The sequence below is a fragment of the Stenotrophomonas sp. YJH_SMC_122 genome (genome assembly GCF_059369535.1).
The window spans coordinates 630,335-644,734 of record NZ_JCAFST010000001.1 but is presented as its reverse complement, the minus strand read 5'-3'; the positions used below and the strand labels follow the sequence as shown (position 1 = coordinate 644,734).

Below are 14,400 nucleotides of genomic sequence, written 5' to 3'. Positions count from 1 at the left end.
GACGGTGGGGTGAAGAACCCCGTTGTACCGCAGATGACAGGCGGATGTCGCGCCCCTCCGGCACGGTTGCGTTGCCGGCCAGCGGCCGGCACTACCCGGCATCGGCCGCTACCTCACCACTCCGGCAGTTTTTCCGGCAGCAGCGCGCGGATCGGGGCGCCATCGGCACTGGCGGCCAGCTTTTCGGCTTCGGCGATCGGCAGGTCGACCTGCAGCAGCCAACCGTCCTCATCGGCCTGCTCGCTACGGATCACTTCCAGCTGGTGCAGGCGCGCGCGCAGGCGGCCCGCATCCGGCGGCAGGCGCAGTTCGCCGGTGACGTGCTGCAGTCCCAGGCGCTTGCCCAGCACCGCCTGCAGCAGGTCCAAGCCCTGCCCGTCACGCGCGGAAATCCACACCCGCTCGCGACGCGACTCGTCCGGGATACCGTCCTGGCCATCGTGGCGCACGTCGGCGCCTTCAATGCGGTCGATCTTGTTGAACACCAGCAACTGCGGCAGATCACCGGCACCGACTGCGGTCAGCACCTCGTCGACCTGGGCGATGCGCTCCTCGCGGTGCGGATCGGCGGCGTCGACCACATGCAGCAGGAAGTCGGCCTCGCGCGCCTCGGACAGGGTCGAGCGGAACGCCGCGACCAGATCATGCGGCAGATCGCGGACGAAGCCGACGGTATCGGCCAGCACTACGTTGCCGCCCGGAACCGCGATGCGGCGCACGGTCGGATCCAGCGTTGCGAACAGCTGGTCGGCGGCATAGGCCTCAGCGCCGGTCATGGCGTTGAACAGGGTCGACTTGCCGGCGTTGGTGTAGCCCACCAGGGCCACGCGCGGCAGCTCACTGCGCACACGCGCACGGCGCATCTGGGTACGCTGCACTTCGACCTTTTCCAGGCGCTTCTGCAGCTGCTCCACCCGCTTCTGCAGCAGGCGGCGGTCGGTTTCCAGCTGGGTTTCACCCGGGCCGCGCAGGCCGATCGAACCGCCGCGCTGGCGCTCCAGGTGGGTCCATCCGCGCACCAGCCGCGTGGCCAGATGCCGCAGCTGTGCCAGTTCGACCTGCAGCTTGCCTTCGTGGCTGTGCGCACGCTGGGCGAAGATGTCCAGGATCAGGCCGGTGCGGTCGATCACCCGGCGCTCGAGGAAACGTTCCAGGTTGCGCTCCTGGCCCGGGCTCAACGCATGGTTGACCAGGATCAGGTCGGCACCGCTGGCGTCGGCCGCAGCCTTGATCTCGTCCAGCTTGCCGCTGCCGATCAGGGTCGACGGATTCGGACGGTGCAGGCGCGCAGTGATCGTCGCGGCGATGCTGGCCCCGGCCGAGCGGGCCAGATCACCGAATTCTTCCAGCACATCGTCTTCCAGCTTGCCGAAATGGGGCTGGATCAACAGGGCGTGTTCGCCCTTTTTCGAGCGGTCAAACATTCACCGCTCCGGTATTACTCGTCTGCTTCATCACCTGCCTGACCACCTTCACCCGACTGCACGTACCCACCGCCCGGACCCACCTTCACGTTGCGTGCCGGAACGACGGTGGAAATGGCGTGCTTGTAGACCATCTGACTGACCGTGTTGCGCAGCAGGACCACGAACTGGTCGAACGACTCGATCGTGCCCTGCAGCTTGATGCCGTTCACCAGGTACACCGAAACCGGCACGCGTTCGCGCCGCAGTGCGTTCAAGAAAGGATCCTGCAGCGATTGCCCCTTGGACATTGCACACTCCTGATTATTGTTCTTATTGGGTTGCCGACGGTTGCCGCGGCCCCCGAGCCGCCCGCCGACCGATGGATGTTACACGGCTGGCGGGGATTCAGCGTGCGACGAAGGTCGACACCGCGCCGGCCAGGCGCTCGTGGTCGATATGGGGGTCGAACCAGCGCGCATCAAGCTCGCCGCGCAGCCAGGTCAGTTGGCGCTTGGCCAGCTGCCGGGTGGCGAAGATCGCCTTGTCACGGAAACGGACGGCATCCCCCTCCCCGTCCAGATACTCCCAGGCCTGGCGATAGCCGACCGCGCGCACGGCCGGCAGGTCCAGGGGCGCCGCCACGGCGGCCATTTCCGGCATCGCGCGCAATGCTCGCACCTCGTCGAGAAAGCCCTGCCCCAGCATGGCATCGAAGCGCGCCTCGATGCGCTGGTGCAGAACCGCCCGGTCGCGTGGGGCCAGGATCAGCTTGAGGGTGCGCACCGGCAATGGCGCCACACCCGGCCGGCGCTGCCATTCAGTAATGGGGATACCGGTCAGGCGATAGACCTCCAGCGCCCGCTGGATGCGTTGCGGGTCGGTGGCATGGATGCGTGCGGCGGCGGCCGGGTCGACCTTGGCCAGCTCGGCGTGCAGTGCCGCCCAGCCACGCTCGGCCGCCTCGGCGCTGAGCGCTTCGCGCATTGCCGGCTCGGCCTCCGGCATCGGCGACAGGCCCTGCAGCAGCGCCCGGAAGTACAGGCCAGTGCCACCGGCGAGGATCGGCGTCCTGCCACGCGCCACGATGTCGGCCACGACCCGCCCGGCATCGGCGGCGAACTCGGCCGCCGAGTAGGTCTGCCAGGGATCGCGCAGGTCCAGCAGATGGTGCGGCGCCTGCGCGCGCTCCGTCGTATCGGGCTTGGCCGAACCGATGTCCAGGTGGCGGTATACCAGCGCCGAGTCGACGCTGACGATTTCCCCACCCAGCTGCCGTGCCAGGGCGATCGCAGTGGCGGTCTTGCCACTGGCGGTCGGCCCCATCACGGCGATCGCCAGTGGCCGCCGATCGATAGCCATCAGTCTTCGTCCGGCCAGCGGATCGTCGGCGCAGCGTCGGCGCGCGGCGTCGGTACGGCTTCCACCGCCTGCCAGATCTTCAGCGCATCAACGGTGGCCGCCACGTCATGCACGCGCACGATGCGCGCGCCACGCTGGACTGCGATCAGGTGCGCGGCCACCGAGGCCGCTACCCGCTCGGACGGCGTATCGCGACCGGTCAGTTCACCGAGACTGCGCTTGCGCGAGAGGCCGGCCAGCATCGGCACGCCCAGTTCCAGGAAGCGCTCCGAACGCGCCAGCAGGGTCATGTTGTGGCCGGTGGTCTTGCCGAAGCCGAAACCGAGGTCGATCAGCAGGTTCTTCTTCGCGATGCCTGCCATCTCGGCAGCGAACAGGCGCTGCACCAGGAAGCCGTGCACCTCGGCGACCACATCGTCGTAGTGCGGATCGGCCTGCATGTGGCCCGGTTCGCCCTGCATGTGCATCAGCACTACCGGCACGCCGGTTTCCGCGGCGGCGTCCAGCGCCCCCTCCTGACGCAGGCCGAAGATGTCGTTGATCATGCCGGCGCCAGCGGCCACGGCCGCACGCATCACTTCCGGCTTGAAGGTGTCGATACTGATCGGCACGTGGGTCCGGACCGCCAGCTGCTCGATCACCGGAATCACCCGGCCCAGCTCCTCCTCGACCGATACCGGCGTGGCGCCCGGGCGGGTCGATTCGCCGCCGATATCGAGAAGGTCCGCGCCCTCCTCGACCAGCTTCAGCCCATGAGCGACTGCGGCCTCGGTGGTGTCGTGCGCGCCACCATCGGAAAACGAGTCCGGGGTGACGTTGACGATGCCCATGACCCGGGCACGGTCGAGGCGCAGGATGCGGCCGGCGCAATCGAGCTGGGGCGAGGTATCGAACATGGGCAATCCTGCAGGGACAACGGCGGGTAGTTTAGTTCGGCAGGGCGGCGCCCTGCACCCGCAGAGGCCAGAGCTACAGCAACAGCCGGAGCAACAGCGGGTTCACTGAAGAATGGCGGGATGGGTCCGGTTGCGGGGGCCGCTGCAAGTACGTCCATGTAAGCTCGGTCGCCGCATCCATGCGGCTCACGCCCCCGCAACCGGACCCACCCCGCCTTCGACAGATTTCCGCGATCTGTTGGAACGAATATCGGGGTCAGATCCGTTTTCCGGAGGAAAACGGATCTGACCCCATATTGATTTCGATATCTGACAGAGATTCATCCACGCATGGCGTGAATCCACCGTGCCGACCAAGGTCGACACCTACCGACAGCGGCCGGAATCTGTCAGAGGTGGGGCGGTGTCGGACTGCGGGGTGTCAGCCGCATGGATGCGGCTGCCAAGCCTACAGGGACGTACTTGCGGCGTCCCCGCACTCCGACACCGCCCCGCCACCCCACGGAATGTTGCTGTTGCTGTTGCTGCTGAGGTTGCCGGCCAGCGGCCGGCACTGCCACGGGTGCAGGGCACAGCCCTGCCGATACCCCTCAACGGCGCCTGCGCCTGCGGTCCACGTACAGGGTCCTGGCGATGCTCAGCACGATGCCGACACCAATACCCACCACGCAGCCCAGCAGCAGATTGTCGGCTCCCAGGCCCACACCCACGCCGACCACGGTGGCGATGACCATTTCGGCGGTGTGGGAAATCGGTTCGGGCTTCGGGGCGGACATGCGGGCTCCAGCGTCAGATCGGTTCTTCGGAATGGGCCGGTAGCCCGGAAACGACGAAGCCGGGTTGCCCCGGCCTCGTCTGGTGTCACGCGCAGCGGGCCGTCAGTGCGATTCGGCCGGGCCTGCGATCGGCGGCAGCGGGCGGGCGTCGCCGCCCTTGTCGTTGCCGCCATCCTTGTTCGACTTGCTCCAGCCGGCCGGCGGCGGCGGATCGCGGCCTTCCATGATGGCGTCGATCTGCGGCGCGTCGATCGTCTCGTACTGCAGCAGCAACTGGGACATCGCGTGCAGCTTGTCCAGGTTGGCCGTCATCAACTCGGTGGTGCGCGCGTAGGCTTCGTCGAGGATCTTGCGCACTTCCTCATCGATGCGACGCGCGGTGTCGTTGGACACGCTCTTGTGCTGGGTGACCGAACGGCCCAGGAACACCTCGTCATCCTCTTCGCCATAGGCGATCGGGCCGAGCTGGTCGGACAGGCCCCACTTGGTGACCATGTTGCGGGCCATCTTGGTGGCGCGTTCGATGTCGTTGGAAGCGCCCGTGGTGACCTTGTCGGCACCGAAGATCAGCTCCTCGGCCACACGGCCACCGTACAGCGAGCACAGCTGCGACTTGATCGCCACGCGGTTCATCGAGTACTTGTCGCCTTCCGGCAGGTACATCGTCACGCCCAGCGCACGGCCGCGCGGGATGATCGTGACCTTGTAGACCGGGTCGTGCTCGGGCACCAGGCGGCCGACGATGGCGTGGCCGGCTTCGTGGTAGGCGGTCAGGGTCTTCTCTTCTTCGCTCATGGCCATCGAGCGGCGCTCGGCACCCATCAGGATCTTGTCGCGGGCACGGTCGAAGTGGTCCATGCGGACTTCCTTCTCGTTGCCACGCGCGGCGAACAGGGCCGCCTCGTTGCAGAGGTTGGCCAGGTCCGCACCGGAGAAGCCCGGGGTACCCCGCGCGATCACCATCGGCTCGACGTCGTCAGCCAGCGGCAGCTTGCGCATGTGGACCTTCAGGATGTGCTCGCGGCCCTTCACGTCCGGCAGGCCGACCACGACCTGGCGGTCGAAACGGCCCGGACGCAGCAGCGCAGGGTCCAGCACGTCGGGGCGGTTGGTCGCGGCGATCACGATCACGCCTTCGCCACCTTCGAAGCCATCCATTTCGACCAGCAGCTGGTTCAGGGTCTGCTCGCGCTCGTCATGACCGCCGCCCAGGCCGGCGCCACGGTGGCGACCGACGGCGTCGATTTCGTCGATGAAGATGATGCACGGGGCGTGCTTCTTGGCCTGCTCGAACATGTCACGCACGCGACTGGCGCCGACGCCGACGAACATTTCCACGAAGTCCGAACCGGAGATCGAGAAGAACGGCACCTTGGCTTCGCCGGCGATGGCCTTCGCCAGCAGCGTCTTGCCGGTACCCGGCGGGCCCACCATCAGCACACCGCGCGGAATCTTGCCACCGAGCTTGGTGAACTTGGACGGGTCGCGCAGGAAGTCGACCAGCTCGCCCACTTCTTCCTTGGCCTCGTCGCAGCCGGCGACGTCGGCGAAGGTGACCTTGATCTGGTCTTCGCCCTGCAGCTTGGCGCGCGACTTGCCGAAGGACATCGCGCCCTTGGCACCGCCGCCACCGCCCTGCATCTGGCGCATGATGAACAACCAGAAGCCGATGATCAGGATGACCGGCAGGAAATTCATCAGGATCGCGCCCAGGGAGATGCCGCTGGACGGCTCCTCCTGCACGATCTCCACGTTCTTGGTGCGCAGCACGTTGATCAGGTCGCGATCGAACGGTGCGGTGATGGTGGATGTCTGCCCGCCGCGGGTGGTGTAGGTCAGCTGGCTGGTGCCGCCGCGCATGTCGCCGCCGAAGGCGACCTTCTGCACGTTGCCGCTGTCCACCTGGTCCAGGAACTGCGAGTACGACGCACCCTGCGCGCCGGCTCCGGAGGACTTCGGCGAGAAGCTCTGGAAGACCACCATCAGCACGACGGCGACGACCACCCATAGCAGGAGGTTCTTGGTCAAGTCGTTCATCCTCATTGGCTCCGGTGTTCCTCTCAGTGCTGGCGTTGCGTGGGGGTCGAACTTGCGTACATTGCGAGCTTACTTCATGTGGGCGCGTTTTCCCTGACCCAAGGCATATACCTCGGGAGAGCGCTTTCGCGAGGCTTCCGGCTTGCGGATGGAGACCTTGTCGTACCGGCGGCGCATGTCGCGCACGTAGTCGTCAAAGCCCTCGCCCTGGAACAGCTTGATCAGGAACGCCCCACCGGTCTTCAGGTGGTTGTCGGCAAAATCCAGGGCCAGCTCCGCCAGGTGCATCATCCGCGGCTGGTCGACCGCGCCCACACCACTCTTATTGGGGGCCATGTCCGACAGCACAAGGTCTACCGGCTGATCCCCGAGCATGGCTTCAAACTGCGATAGGACGGCTTCTTCCCTGAAGTCACCATGAAGGAACTCCACGCCGGCCAGTGGCGGCATGTCCAGGATGTCCAGGGCCAGCACGCGGCCGGTGTCGCCGATCTGTCTCCGAACCTGCTGAGACCAGCCACCCGGCGCCGCGCCGAGGTCGACCACTACCATGTGGGGTTTCAGCAACCGGTCACGTTCCAGCAGCTCTTCGAGCTTGTAGGCGGCGCGCGAGCGCATGCCTTCGGCCTGCGCCTTCTTCACGAAGGGGTCGGAGAAGTGTTCCTTGAGCCAGCGCTGGCTGCTTTTGCTGCGGGTAGCCATTGAAAATAGGGGCTGATGGGGTCCTCATGATACCCTGATCGCCCCATTCAACCGTGTTTTCCTGCATGTCCATCGCCCTGACCGCTTCCCAGACCCGTTTCCTGCGCGGCCAAGCCCACGACCTGAAGGCCCTGCTGCAGACCGGCGGCAAGGGTGTGACCCCGGCCTTCATCGCTGAGCTGAACGAAGTGCTGGAGCGCCACGAACTGGTCAAGGTGAAGGTCGCTGCCGAGGATCGCGACGCCCGTGACGTGATGATCGGCGAGATCGTCGAAGCCACCGAAAGCGCGCTGGTGCAGCGTATCGGCCACGTCGCCGTGCTGTACCGCCCGAGCAGGGAACAGCGCCAGATCGTGCTGCCGCGCGGCTGATCGCCCTACCGTCATGCAGCTGAACCACGAACCGCCGGATTACGCCTATAGCCTCCGTGCCGCCGATGGCCGCTCGGCCAAGGTGAATGACCAGGCGCTGGGCAGCAGTTTCTTCCTGACCCCGGACCAGCTGGTCACGCAATGGCCGGTGGTGAGCGCCGCTGCGCTGCAGCTGGCTGACCTGGAGCCGATCCTGGCGCTGAACCCGGCGCTGATCGTGCTCGGCACGGGTGAACGTCAGGTGTTCCCGCCGGCGGTGGTGATGGCCGCCTGCCTGTCACGCGGCATCGGCCTGGAAGTGATGAACAATCCAGCGGCCGCACGCACCTTCAACATCCTGGCCGGCGAAGGCCGCAAGGTCGCGGCTGCTTTCATTCTGGAAGGCTGAGGTGGCGCCGCCGGGCATGGCCCGGGGCTCCCCTGGATCACACATATTCTGCAGCGCCCGAGCCCATGCTCGGGCGTCGTCGTTTGCCAGCGAAAAGCAGCCGAGCATGACTCGGCTCTACAGGTCAGGAACGCCAGGCATGGCCCGGCGCTCCCTGTTCCAACCGCGTCAACGTGCCGGCAGGTACTGCTGCGGATCGACCGGCTTGCCGTTGTAGCGAATCTCGAAGTGGACCATGTCGCGGTTCGCACCGGTGCGGCCCATTTCGGCGATCTGCTCGCCAGCCTTCACGCTCTGCCCTTCATTGACCAGGCGCTTGCGGTTGTGGCCATAGGCGGACAGCCACTGGTCGCTGTGCTTGATGATGATCAGTTCGCCGTAGCCGACCAGGCCGGCACCGGAGTACACCACCACACCGTTGGCGGTTGCCTTGACCGGCTGGCCGCTGGTGCCGGCGATGTCCACGCCCTGCTTGGTCGCGTCACCGGCCACGTAGCGGCCGACGATTGCGCCATCGGCCGGCCAGCGCCAGGCGATGTTGCTCTTCACCGGCCCGACCGGCGCCGGGGCCGGCGCGGTGCTGCCGCCACTGCTGCCAGCCGAACGCGGCGGGGTGACCACCGTGGTCGGCGCACGGCCGCTGGTGGCCCCCTGCGGATACAGGCGGATCACCTGGCCGGGATAGATGGTCGACGGGTTGTCCAGACGATTCCAGGCAATCAGGTCGGCCGGGGTGATGTCATGGATGCGGGCCAGCGCATAGATGGTGTCGCCCTTGCGCACCACCACGGTCTGCCCGGGCTTGGGTACCGAGGTCTTCGGCGTGGCCACGCCGCCGGCGTTGCCGCCGCCCGGGCGGACCACGGTGGCGGTACCGCAGGCGGCCAGTGTGGAAACCAGCAACGCCAGCGCGCCGATGCGCACTCCCTTGCTCAGACGATCAGGATTCATGCGAACTTCGACCTCCATACAAGCCAGGCGATCAGCACCACCACCAGCACGGTGGCGATCCAGCCCAGCGGTTCAATCCAGCGACGCAGCGCCGCTTCGGCACGCGCACCACCGATACGGATGACCGCGGCCAGCACGAACACGCGCTTGCCACGACCGATCAACATGCTCAACAGGTACTGCGGCATCGGTACGCCGACGATACCCGATGCCCACGTGAAGACCTTCATCGGGATCGGCATGAAGCCGCCCAGCACCAGGAAGGTGAACACCGCCCACGGCGATTCGGCCATCTTCGCCTGCACGGTGGTGATGCCCTGCTCAATCGCCGGAAGCATGCCCAGCGCCTCGAACACCGGCTTGATCGCCTCGAAAGCGTAATGACCCAGCGCGTAACCAACCAGCGCGCCGACCATCGAGCCAGCCAGGCTGAGGGTGGCGAACCACCAGCCACGCTTGGGCTGGGCCACGCACATCGGTGCCAGCATCACTTCCGGCATCACCGGGAAGATGATCGCTTCAAAGAAACTCAATACCGTCAGGTAGGTCGGCGCGCGTTCGTGCGCTGCCCACTTCATCGCCCGCTCGTACAGCGGCCCGAAAATCTTCATGCAACCCTGCTCCGTGGATTAGTCGAGCATGCCAGACAGCAGCGGCACGAACGTGACCGGCGCCAGCACGCGCTGTTCGATGCCGCCATCGGGCTTGCGGTCCAGCTGCACCAGCGACTGTCCGCCCGGGCCACCCACCGGCGCCACCAGGCGCCCTCCTTCAGCCAGCTGCCCGACCAGTTCATCGACCAGTGCAGGCGCGGCAGCGGTGACCACGATGGCATCGAACGGACCGTGCTCGGCCCATCCGGCACGACCGTCGTCATGCTTGGTGCGGATGTTCATGCCCAGTGCGCGGAAGCGCTTGCGTGCCTGCCGCAACAGGTCACCGATACGCTCCACGGTGTAGACCTCCAGGCCCAGCGCGCCCAGGATGGCGGCCTGGTAGCCCGAGCCGGTGCCGACTTCCAGCACGCGCTTCGGCGCGACCTGGAGCACTGCCTCGGTCATCCGGGCGACCACCCAGGGCTGCGAGATGGTCTGGCCATGGCCGATCGGCAGCGCGGTGTCCTCATAGGCACGCGAGGCCAGTGCTTCATCGATGAACAGATGCCGCGGCACTACCCGGATTGCGTTCAAGGTGGACTCGTCGACGATGCCCGCTTCGCGCAGGCGATCGACCAGACGGTCACGCACGCGCTGCGAGGTCATGCCGATGCCGACAGCTTCCGGCTGCAGTCGCAGGCGTGGACTCATGCCGGCCGGTCCAGCGCGGCGCTGAGGCCGCCCACCCAGCTGGCCACTTTCTCCAGCGCCTGGTAGCGGGTCAGGTCCACCTGGATCGGCGTGATCGAGATGTGGCCGGTGCGCACCGCGTGGAAGTCGGTGCCCGGGCCGGAGTCCTGCTCACGGCCGGCCGGGCCGATCCAGTACACGTCGTTGCCGCGCGGATCCTTCTGCGCGATGCAGCCTTCGGCACGATGGCGGTTGCCGAGGCGGGTGACCTCGAAGCCCTTGACCTCGCTCCACGGCAGATCCGGCACGTTGACGTTGAGGATGGTGTCGGCAGGCAGCGGATCGGCCTTGAGCCGGGCGACGATCTCCACCGCGGCCCGCGCGGCAGTGTCGAAGTGCTTCGGATCGTGGTTGCGGGTAACCAGCGAGACCGCCACGGCCGGCAGGCCGAGGAAGCGACCTTCCATTGCCGCCGAGACAGTGCCGGAATAGATCACGTCGTCACCGAGGTTGGCGGCGTTGTTGATGCCTGACACGACGATGTCCGGCTCGAATTCAAGCAGGCCGGTCAGCGCCAGGTGCACGCAGTCGGTCGGCGTGCCAGCCACCGAGACGGTGTAATGGTCGATGCGCTTGAGCCGGATCGGCAGGTCCAGGGTCAGCGAGTTGCTGGCACCGGAGCGATCGCGGTCAGGCGCGACCACCGTGACTTCGTGTCCGGCCTCGCGCAGGACCGAAGCAAGCATCCGGATGCCTGCGGCGTCGACACCATCGTCATTACTGACCAGGATTCGCATCTTCGATTTAACCGCTTGATTTTCCAAGAATTCGATTCCGTCACCGTGCAGTGTGGGCGGGACCGTCGTACTCCCCTGCGGAAGCCGTCGACCCTGCAAGGGCATCGTCTATTGTGCCGCATGCGAGCCGCCGGTCCTACCCTGCCGGCGGTCACGACCGACATCGAACCGTCATAGGCAGACCCGCGCCGGCGGTTTACCCTGTGCGCATGTCGCCCCCTGAAGACGAAGATCCCGCCGCACTGTTCCGTGCGGCCATCGGTGAAGTGACGCCGCTGCGCAAGGATGCCGAACCGGCGCCTGCTGCGCCCCGGCCGAAGCCGCGCGCACGCATGGCCGAACGCGACGAGGCCGACGCCGCGGGCGAGTTTGCGCGGCTGCTGCGCGACAGTACGCCGCTGGAAGCGGGCGACGTGGCCAGCTATCGCCGCGACAACCTGCCACCGCGCCTGTTCCAGCGCCTCAAGCGCGGCCAGTATTCGGTACAGGACGAGCTGGACCTGCACGGTGCCACCGCCGCGCAGGCCGAAGCCCTGCTGCGCCAGTTCCTGCTGGAAGCGCATGCCCATGAGTATGGGTGCGTGCGCATCATCCATGGGAAGGGACTGCAGTCCGACGGCGGCGCGCCGGTGCTGAAGAACCTGGTTGACCGCCTGCTGCGGCTGCGCAACGACGTGCTGGCGTTCCATTCGGCGCCGACCGGCCAAGGCGGGACCGGCGCGGTACTGGTGCTGCTGGCACGGCGCTGAAATAAGGGACGGAGGGAATTAAGTCGTTTGTGCCACAAACGACTTAATTCCCTCCGTCCCCTTTTTCTGTCAGGCCTGCGAGGCGTCTTCGAGGGGGCCGAGTTCGTGCAGCACGGCGGTGGCGTAGCAGCCTGGCGGCAACGCGAACGACAGTTCCAGCACGTCGTCGGCCAGCCACTGGTGCTGCAGCAGCGCGGGACGCAGGCGCAACGCGCGGCGCTCCTGCTTCAGGCGCGCGTCTTCCAGGCCAGCGCGCAGCGCCTTCGACTCCTCGTCGTCCAGCGCGGCCAGTTCCAGCTCGCGTGCCGCATCGGCGCTGCGCAGCTCGCCTTCACCCCACAGCGGTGCGCTGGGATGGATGTCGAACCGCGCGAGGCGCTCGGCCAGCACGTCGGTGTACGGCTCCGGGCCGAACACGCTGCGACTGCCGTCCAGCATCCACACCTCGCCGTCCAGTGGCTGATCCCAGTTACCCTGCTCCACGCGCGCGGCCAGCACGCGGTTGAACAGCGCCGAACGGGCTGCAGAGAGCAGCAGCGAACGCTGGTCCTTGCGCATGCGGCGGCCACCGAACATCGCCAATGCCGCAGGCACATTGCCGCCGTCGCGGCCGAAGCGCTGCTCGCCAAACCAGTTCGGCAGGCCGCGCCCGGCGATCTGCTGCAGGCGCTCGCTGATCGCCGCAGCGTCGCCCTGCACCTCGCGCAGCACCAGCCTGAAGCGGTTGCCGGCCAGTGCACCACGCTGCAGCTTGCGGTTGTGCCAGGTCGCTTCGAGCACTTCGATCTCGTCACTGGCCAGCTCGGCCAGGTCCGGCGCAATGCGCTTGGGCAGGTGCACGCTGAAACGCTGGGTGGTGACCGCGTGGCGGTCTTTCATGCCGGCGTAACTCACCGCCATTTCCGGCAGGCCCGCCCACTTGGCCAGCAGCTTGGCCACATGCACGGTGTTGGCGCCACGCTTGCGGATGTGCAGCAACAGGTGCTCGCCTTCACCGGTGGCCTCGAAGGCCGGCAGTTCATCCACCTGGAAATCGTCTGGCGTGGTGCGGATGCGCGCCGTCAACAGCGGCGCACCAAATGCCAACGGCAGCGGGATCATGCCGCCACCAGCAACACGACCGCCTGCGCGGCGATGCCTTCACCGCGGCCGGTGAAGCCCAGCTTCTCCGAGGTGGTGGCCTTGACGCTGACCGCGTCCAGCGGCAGCTGCAGCAACCCACCAATGCGCTCACGCATCGCCAGCGCATGCGGGCCAACCTTCGGCCGCTCGCAGATCACGGTGATGTCGGTGTTGCCAACGCGCCAGCCACGCTCGCGCAGCAGGCTGTCGCAATGGCGCACGAAATCGCTGCTGTCGGCGCCCTTCCAGCGATCATCGCTCGGCGGGAAATGCTGGCCGATATCGCCCAGCGCCAGCGCCCCGAGCATCGCATCGCACAAGGCGTGCAGGATCACGTCGCCGTCGCTGTGCGCCAGCACGCCGCAGCTGTGCGGCACGTTCACCCCGCCAAGCATGATGTGATCGCCTTCGCCGAAGGCATGGACGTCGTAGCCCTGGCCGATGCGGACGGGCGGGAACGGTGCGGTGCTCATGGATGCAACCCTTGCAACAGGGCCACGCGGACGGTCAGCCGGCGCGGCGGGAAAGTACGAATTCGAACCGGTCCAGATCGGCCGGGGTGGTGACCTTGAAGTTGTCCTCGCTGCCTTCCACCAGCAGCGGGCGCTGGCCCTGGCGCTCCATGGCCATGGCCTCGTCGGTGACTTCGACCCCGGCGGCAGCGGCGTCGGACAGCGCGCGGCTGAGCTGGTGGCGGCGGAACAGCTGCGGTGTCAGTGCACGCCACAGCCGCTCGCGCGGTTCAGTGCCATCGATGCCACCGTCGTCGCCCGCGCGCTTGAGGGTGTCGCGCACCGGTGCGGCCAGGATCGCCCCGACCGGATCGGTACGACCGACTTCAAGCAGGCGGCCGAGATCGGCCGGCGACAGGTTCGGCCGCGCGGCATCGTGGACCAGTACGAACTCATCAGCGCGCACCGTCTCCGGCAGCGCCTGCAGCCCGGCCAGCACCGAAGCGGCACGGGTCGCGCCACCGATGCAGGTCAGCACCGGCTTGCCCGCCCACTCGTTCCAGCCGGGCCAGTCGGCGTCGTCCTGGCCAATCACCACCATCGCCCCGGCCACGGCCGGGTGCGCCAGCAGCGCGTCCAGGGTATGGGCAAGCAGGATCTGTCCCCCTGCCTGCAAGTATTGCTTGGGCAACGGCGCGCCGAAGCGGGTGCCACGGCCCGCAGCCGGAACCACGACCCAGATGGCCGCACTCATGGCACGTCCGCCGGGTGGTCGCCAACCTGCGCACTGACACCTGCCGCAGGCTGCGCCGGGTGCACCGGCGCATCCTCGACCACACGATAGAACTTCTCGCCGGGCTTGATCATGCCCAGCTCGCTGCGTGCGCGCTCCTCGATGGCGGACTGGCCTTCCTTGAGGTCCTTCACTTCGGCAGCGAGCGCATCGTTGCGCTGCTGCAGACCCTCATTGTCCCGCTCCTGGTTGGCGACCTGGGCTTCGAGCATCATCACTTCGCCCGAATTGCCCGGACCGAACCAGAAGCGATACTGCAGCCAGCCCAGCAACAGGGCCAGCACCAGCAGCATCCAGCGCCAGTCGCGCATCGGC

18 protein-coding genes are annotated in these 14,400 nt (G+C 67.1%); 3 read left to right on the top strand and 15 right to left on the bottom strand.

What is annotated here, in order from left to right:
- Positions 1–113 precede the first annotated feature (113 nt).
- The 7 genes from hflX to rlmE all read right to left on the bottom strand — a co-directional run bounded on the left by hflX (position 114) and on the right by rlmE (position 7,176).
- Positions 114–1,424 carry a ribosome rescue GTPase HflX gene (hflX, locus tag AC5P66_RS03070; protein WP_111097230.1) on the bottom strand — a complete coding sequence of 437 codons (1,311 nt, stop codon included), beginning with the start codon at positions 1,422–1,424 and terminating at the stop codon, positions 114–116.
- A 14-nt stretch (positions 1,425–1,438) separates the two neighbouring features.
- Positions 1,439–1,714: an RNA chaperone Hfq gene (gene hfq, locus AC5P66_RS03065; protein ID WP_004152891.1), complete on the bottom strand. Its 276-nt coding sequence runs from the start codon at positions 1,712–1,714 to the stop codon at positions 1,439–1,441.
- 97 nt (positions 1,715–1,811) lie between these two features.
- Complete coding sequence (gene miaA / locus AC5P66_RS03060; RefSeq protein WP_049439900.1) at positions 1,812–2,765, bottom strand: tRNA (adenosine(37)-N6)-dimethylallyltransferase MiaA; 954 nt, start codon at positions 2,763–2,765, stop codon at positions 1,812–1,814.
- Positions 2,765–3,661 carry a dihydropteroate synthase gene (folP, locus tag AC5P66_RS03055; RefSeq protein ID WP_049412877.1) on the bottom strand — a complete coding sequence of 299 codons (897 nt, stop codon included), beginning with the start codon at positions 3,659–3,661 and terminating at the stop codon, positions 2,765–2,767. Before folP ends, miaA begins: the two co-directional genes overlap by 1 nt.
- A 590-nt stretch (positions 3,662–4,251) precedes the next feature.
- Positions 4,252–4,437, bottom strand: a complete 186-nt coding sequence (locus AC5P66_RS03050) for a hypothetical protein (RefSeq protein WP_049412782.1) — start codon at positions 4,435–4,437, stop codon at positions 4,252–4,254.
- Between the two features lie 102 nt (positions 4,438–4,539).
- Positions 4,540–6,474, bottom strand: a complete 1,935-nt coding sequence (gene ftsH / locus AC5P66_RS03045) for an ATP-dependent zinc metalloprotease FtsH (RefSeq protein ID WP_005416038.1) — start codon at positions 6,472–6,474, stop codon at positions 4,540–4,542.
- Positions 6,475–6,543: 69 nt separating this feature from the next.
- A complete protein-coding gene (gene rlmE / locus AC5P66_RS03040; protein WP_005409014.1) occupies positions 6,544–7,176 on the bottom strand; it encodes a 23S rRNA (uridine(2552)-2'-O)-methyltransferase RlmE in 633 nt (210 codons plus the stop codon).
- 65 nt (positions 7,177–7,241) lie between these two features.
- On the opposite strand from rlmE, the gene yhbY reads away from it, so the two are divergent.
- Both yhbY and AC5P66_RS03030 read left to right on the top strand, forming a co-directional pair.
- Positions 7,242–7,547, top strand: a complete 306-nt coding sequence (yhbY, locus tag AC5P66_RS03035) for a ribosome assembly RNA-binding protein YhbY (protein ID WP_005416037.1) — start codon at positions 7,242–7,244, stop codon at positions 7,545–7,547.
- Between the two features lie 13 nt (positions 7,548–7,560).
- Positions 7,561–7,935, top strand: coding sequence for an Mth938-like domain-containing protein (locus tag AC5P66_RS03030; RefSeq protein WP_049412784.1), 375 nt, complete (start codon positions 7,561–7,563; stop codon positions 7,933–7,935).
- A 168-nt stretch (positions 7,936–8,103) separates the two neighbouring features.
- Here the strand turns inward: AC5P66_RS03030 and AC5P66_RS03025 are convergent, their stop codons facing one another.
- From AC5P66_RS03025 to surE, 4 genes are read right to left on the bottom strand one after another with little or no spacing between them, the layout of a single operon-like run.
- Positions 8,104–8,886, bottom strand: a complete 783-nt coding sequence (locus tag AC5P66_RS03025; RefSeq protein ID WP_049412787.1) for a peptidoglycan DD-metalloendopeptidase family protein — start codon at positions 8,884–8,886, stop codon at positions 8,104–8,106.
- Complete coding sequence (locus tag AC5P66_RS03020) at positions 8,883–9,497, bottom strand: YqaA family protein (RefSeq protein ID WP_005416033.1); 615 nt, start codon at positions 9,495–9,497, stop codon at positions 8,883–8,885. Before AC5P66_RS03020 ends, AC5P66_RS03025 begins: the two co-directional genes overlap by 4 nt.
- 18 nt (positions 9,498–9,515) lie before the next feature.
- The gene (locus tag AC5P66_RS03015; protein ID WP_049412789.1) at positions 9,516–10,193 is read right to left on the bottom strand and encodes a protein-L-isoaspartate(D-aspartate) O-methyltransferase; all 678 of its coding nucleotides are present in this window, start codon (positions 10,191–10,193) and stop codon (positions 9,516–9,518) included.
- Positions 10,190–10,969 (bottom strand): 5'/3'-nucleotidase SurE, encoded by a 780-nt coding sequence (surE, locus tag AC5P66_RS03010; RefSeq protein ID WP_049412791.1) that lies wholly within the window; start codon positions 10,967–10,969, stop codon positions 10,190–10,192. Before surE ends, AC5P66_RS03015 begins: the two co-directional genes overlap by 4 nt.
- A 209-nt stretch (positions 10,970–11,178) precedes the next feature.
- Between surE and AC5P66_RS03005 the strand changes: the two genes are divergently transcribed.
- Positions 11,179–11,718, top strand: a complete 540-nt coding sequence (locus AC5P66_RS03005) for a Smr/MutS family protein (protein ID WP_099495004.1) — start codon at positions 11,179–11,181, stop codon at positions 11,716–11,718.
- Between the two features lie 69 nt (positions 11,719–11,787).
- Here AC5P66_RS03005 and truD read toward each other — a convergent pair whose 3' ends face one another.
- Genes truD through ftsB form a run of 4 tightly spaced genes read right to left on the bottom strand, consistent with a single transcriptional unit; the run spans position 11,788 to position 14,396 of the window.
- Positions 11,788–12,819, bottom strand: a complete 1,032-nt coding sequence (truD, locus tag AC5P66_RS03000; RefSeq protein WP_111097233.1) for a tRNA pseudouridine(13) synthase TruD — start codon at positions 12,817–12,819, stop codon at positions 11,788–11,790.
- On the bottom strand, positions 12,816–13,313 hold the full coding sequence (ispF, locus tag AC5P66_RS02995) for a 2-C-methyl-D-erythritol 2,4-cyclodiphosphate synthase (protein WP_005409005.1): 498 nt from the start codon (positions 13,311–13,313) through the stop codon (positions 12,816–12,818). Before ispF ends, truD begins: the two co-directional genes overlap by 4 nt.
- A gap of 34 nt (positions 13,314–13,347) precedes the next feature.
- Complete coding sequence (gene ispD / locus AC5P66_RS02990) at positions 13,348–14,046, bottom strand: 2-C-methyl-D-erythritol 4-phosphate cytidylyltransferase (RefSeq protein ID WP_005409004.1); 699 nt, start codon at positions 14,044–14,046, stop codon at positions 13,348–13,350.
- The gene (ftsB, locus tag AC5P66_RS02985) at positions 14,043–14,396 is read right to left on the bottom strand and encodes a cell division protein FtsB (protein ID WP_005412924.1); all 354 of its coding nucleotides are present in this window, start codon (positions 14,394–14,396) and stop codon (positions 14,043–14,045) included. Before ftsB ends, ispD begins: the two co-directional genes overlap by 4 nt.
- Positions 14,397–14,400 lie beyond the last annotated feature (4 nt).

What these genes read in the sequence shown, in the direction of transcription:
- hflX (WP_111097230.1), bottom strand. Translation starts at nt 1,424, where the DNA reads ATGTTTGACCGCTCGAAAAAGGGCGAACACGCCCTGTTGATCCAGCCC.
- hfq (WP_004152891.1), bottom strand. Translation starts at nt 1,714, where the DNA reads ATGTCCAAGGGGCAATCGCTGCAGGATCCTTTCTTGAACGCACTGCGG.
- miaA (WP_049439900.1), bottom strand. Translation starts at nt 2,765, where the DNA reads ATGGCTATCGATCGGCGGCCACTGGCGATCGCCGTGATGGGGCCGACC.
- folP (WP_049412877.1), bottom strand. Translation starts at nt 3,661, where the DNA reads ATGTTCGATACCTCGCCCCAGCTCGATTGCGCCGGCCGCATCCTGCGC.
- AC5P66_RS03050 (WP_049412782.1), bottom strand. Translation starts at nt 4,437, where the DNA reads ATGTCCGCCCCGAAGCCCGAACCGATTTCCCACACCGCCGAAATGGTC.
- ftsH (WP_005416038.1), bottom strand. Translation starts at nt 6,474, where the DNA reads ATGAACGACTTGACCAAGAACCTCCTGCTATGGGTGGTCGTCGCCGTC.
- rlmE (WP_005409014.1), bottom strand. Translation starts at nt 7,176, where the DNA reads ATGGCTACCCGCAGCAAAAGCAGCCAGCGCTGGCTCAAGGAACACTTC.
- yhbY (WP_005416037.1), top strand. Translation starts at nt 7,242, where the DNA reads ATGTCCATCGCCCTGACCGCTTCCCAGACCCGTTTCCTGCGCGGCCAA.
- AC5P66_RS03030 (WP_049412784.1), top strand. Translation starts at nt 7,561, where the DNA reads ATGCAGCTGAACCACGAACCGCCGGATTACGCCTATAGCCTCCGTGCC.
- AC5P66_RS03025 (WP_049412787.1), bottom strand. Translation starts at nt 8,886, where the DNA reads ATGAATCCTGATCGTCTGAGCAAGGGAGTGCGCATCGGCGCGCTGGCG.
- AC5P66_RS03020 (WP_005416033.1), bottom strand. Translation starts at nt 9,497, where the DNA reads ATGAAGATTTTCGGGCCGCTGTACGAGCGGGCGATGAAGTGGGCAGCG.
- AC5P66_RS03015 (WP_049412789.1), bottom strand. Translation starts at nt 10,193, where the DNA reads ATGAGTCCACGCCTGCGACTGCAGCCGGAAGCTGTCGGCATCGGCATG.
- surE (WP_049412791.1), bottom strand. Translation starts at nt 10,969, where the DNA reads ATGCGAATCCTGGTCAGTAATGACGATGGTGTCGACGCCGCAGGCATC.
- AC5P66_RS03005 (WP_099495004.1), top strand. Translation starts at nt 11,179, where the DNA reads ATGTCGCCCCCTGAAGACGAAGATCCCGCCGCACTGTTCCGTGCGGCC.
- truD (WP_111097233.1), bottom strand. Translation starts at nt 12,819, where the DNA reads ATGATCCCGCTGCCGTTGGCATTTGGTGCGCCGCTGTTGACGGCGCGC.
- ispF (WP_005409005.1), bottom strand. Translation starts at nt 13,313, where the DNA reads ATGAGCACCGCACCGTTCCCGCCCGTCCGCATCGGCCAGGGCTACGAC.
- ispD (WP_005409004.1), bottom strand. Translation starts at nt 14,046, where the DNA reads ATGAGTGCGGCCATCTGGGTCGTGGTTCCGGCTGCGGGCCGTGGCACC.
- ftsB (WP_005412924.1), bottom strand. Translation starts at nt 14,396, where the DNA reads ATGCGCGACTGGCGCTGGATGCTGCTGGTGCTGGCCCTGTTGCTGGGC.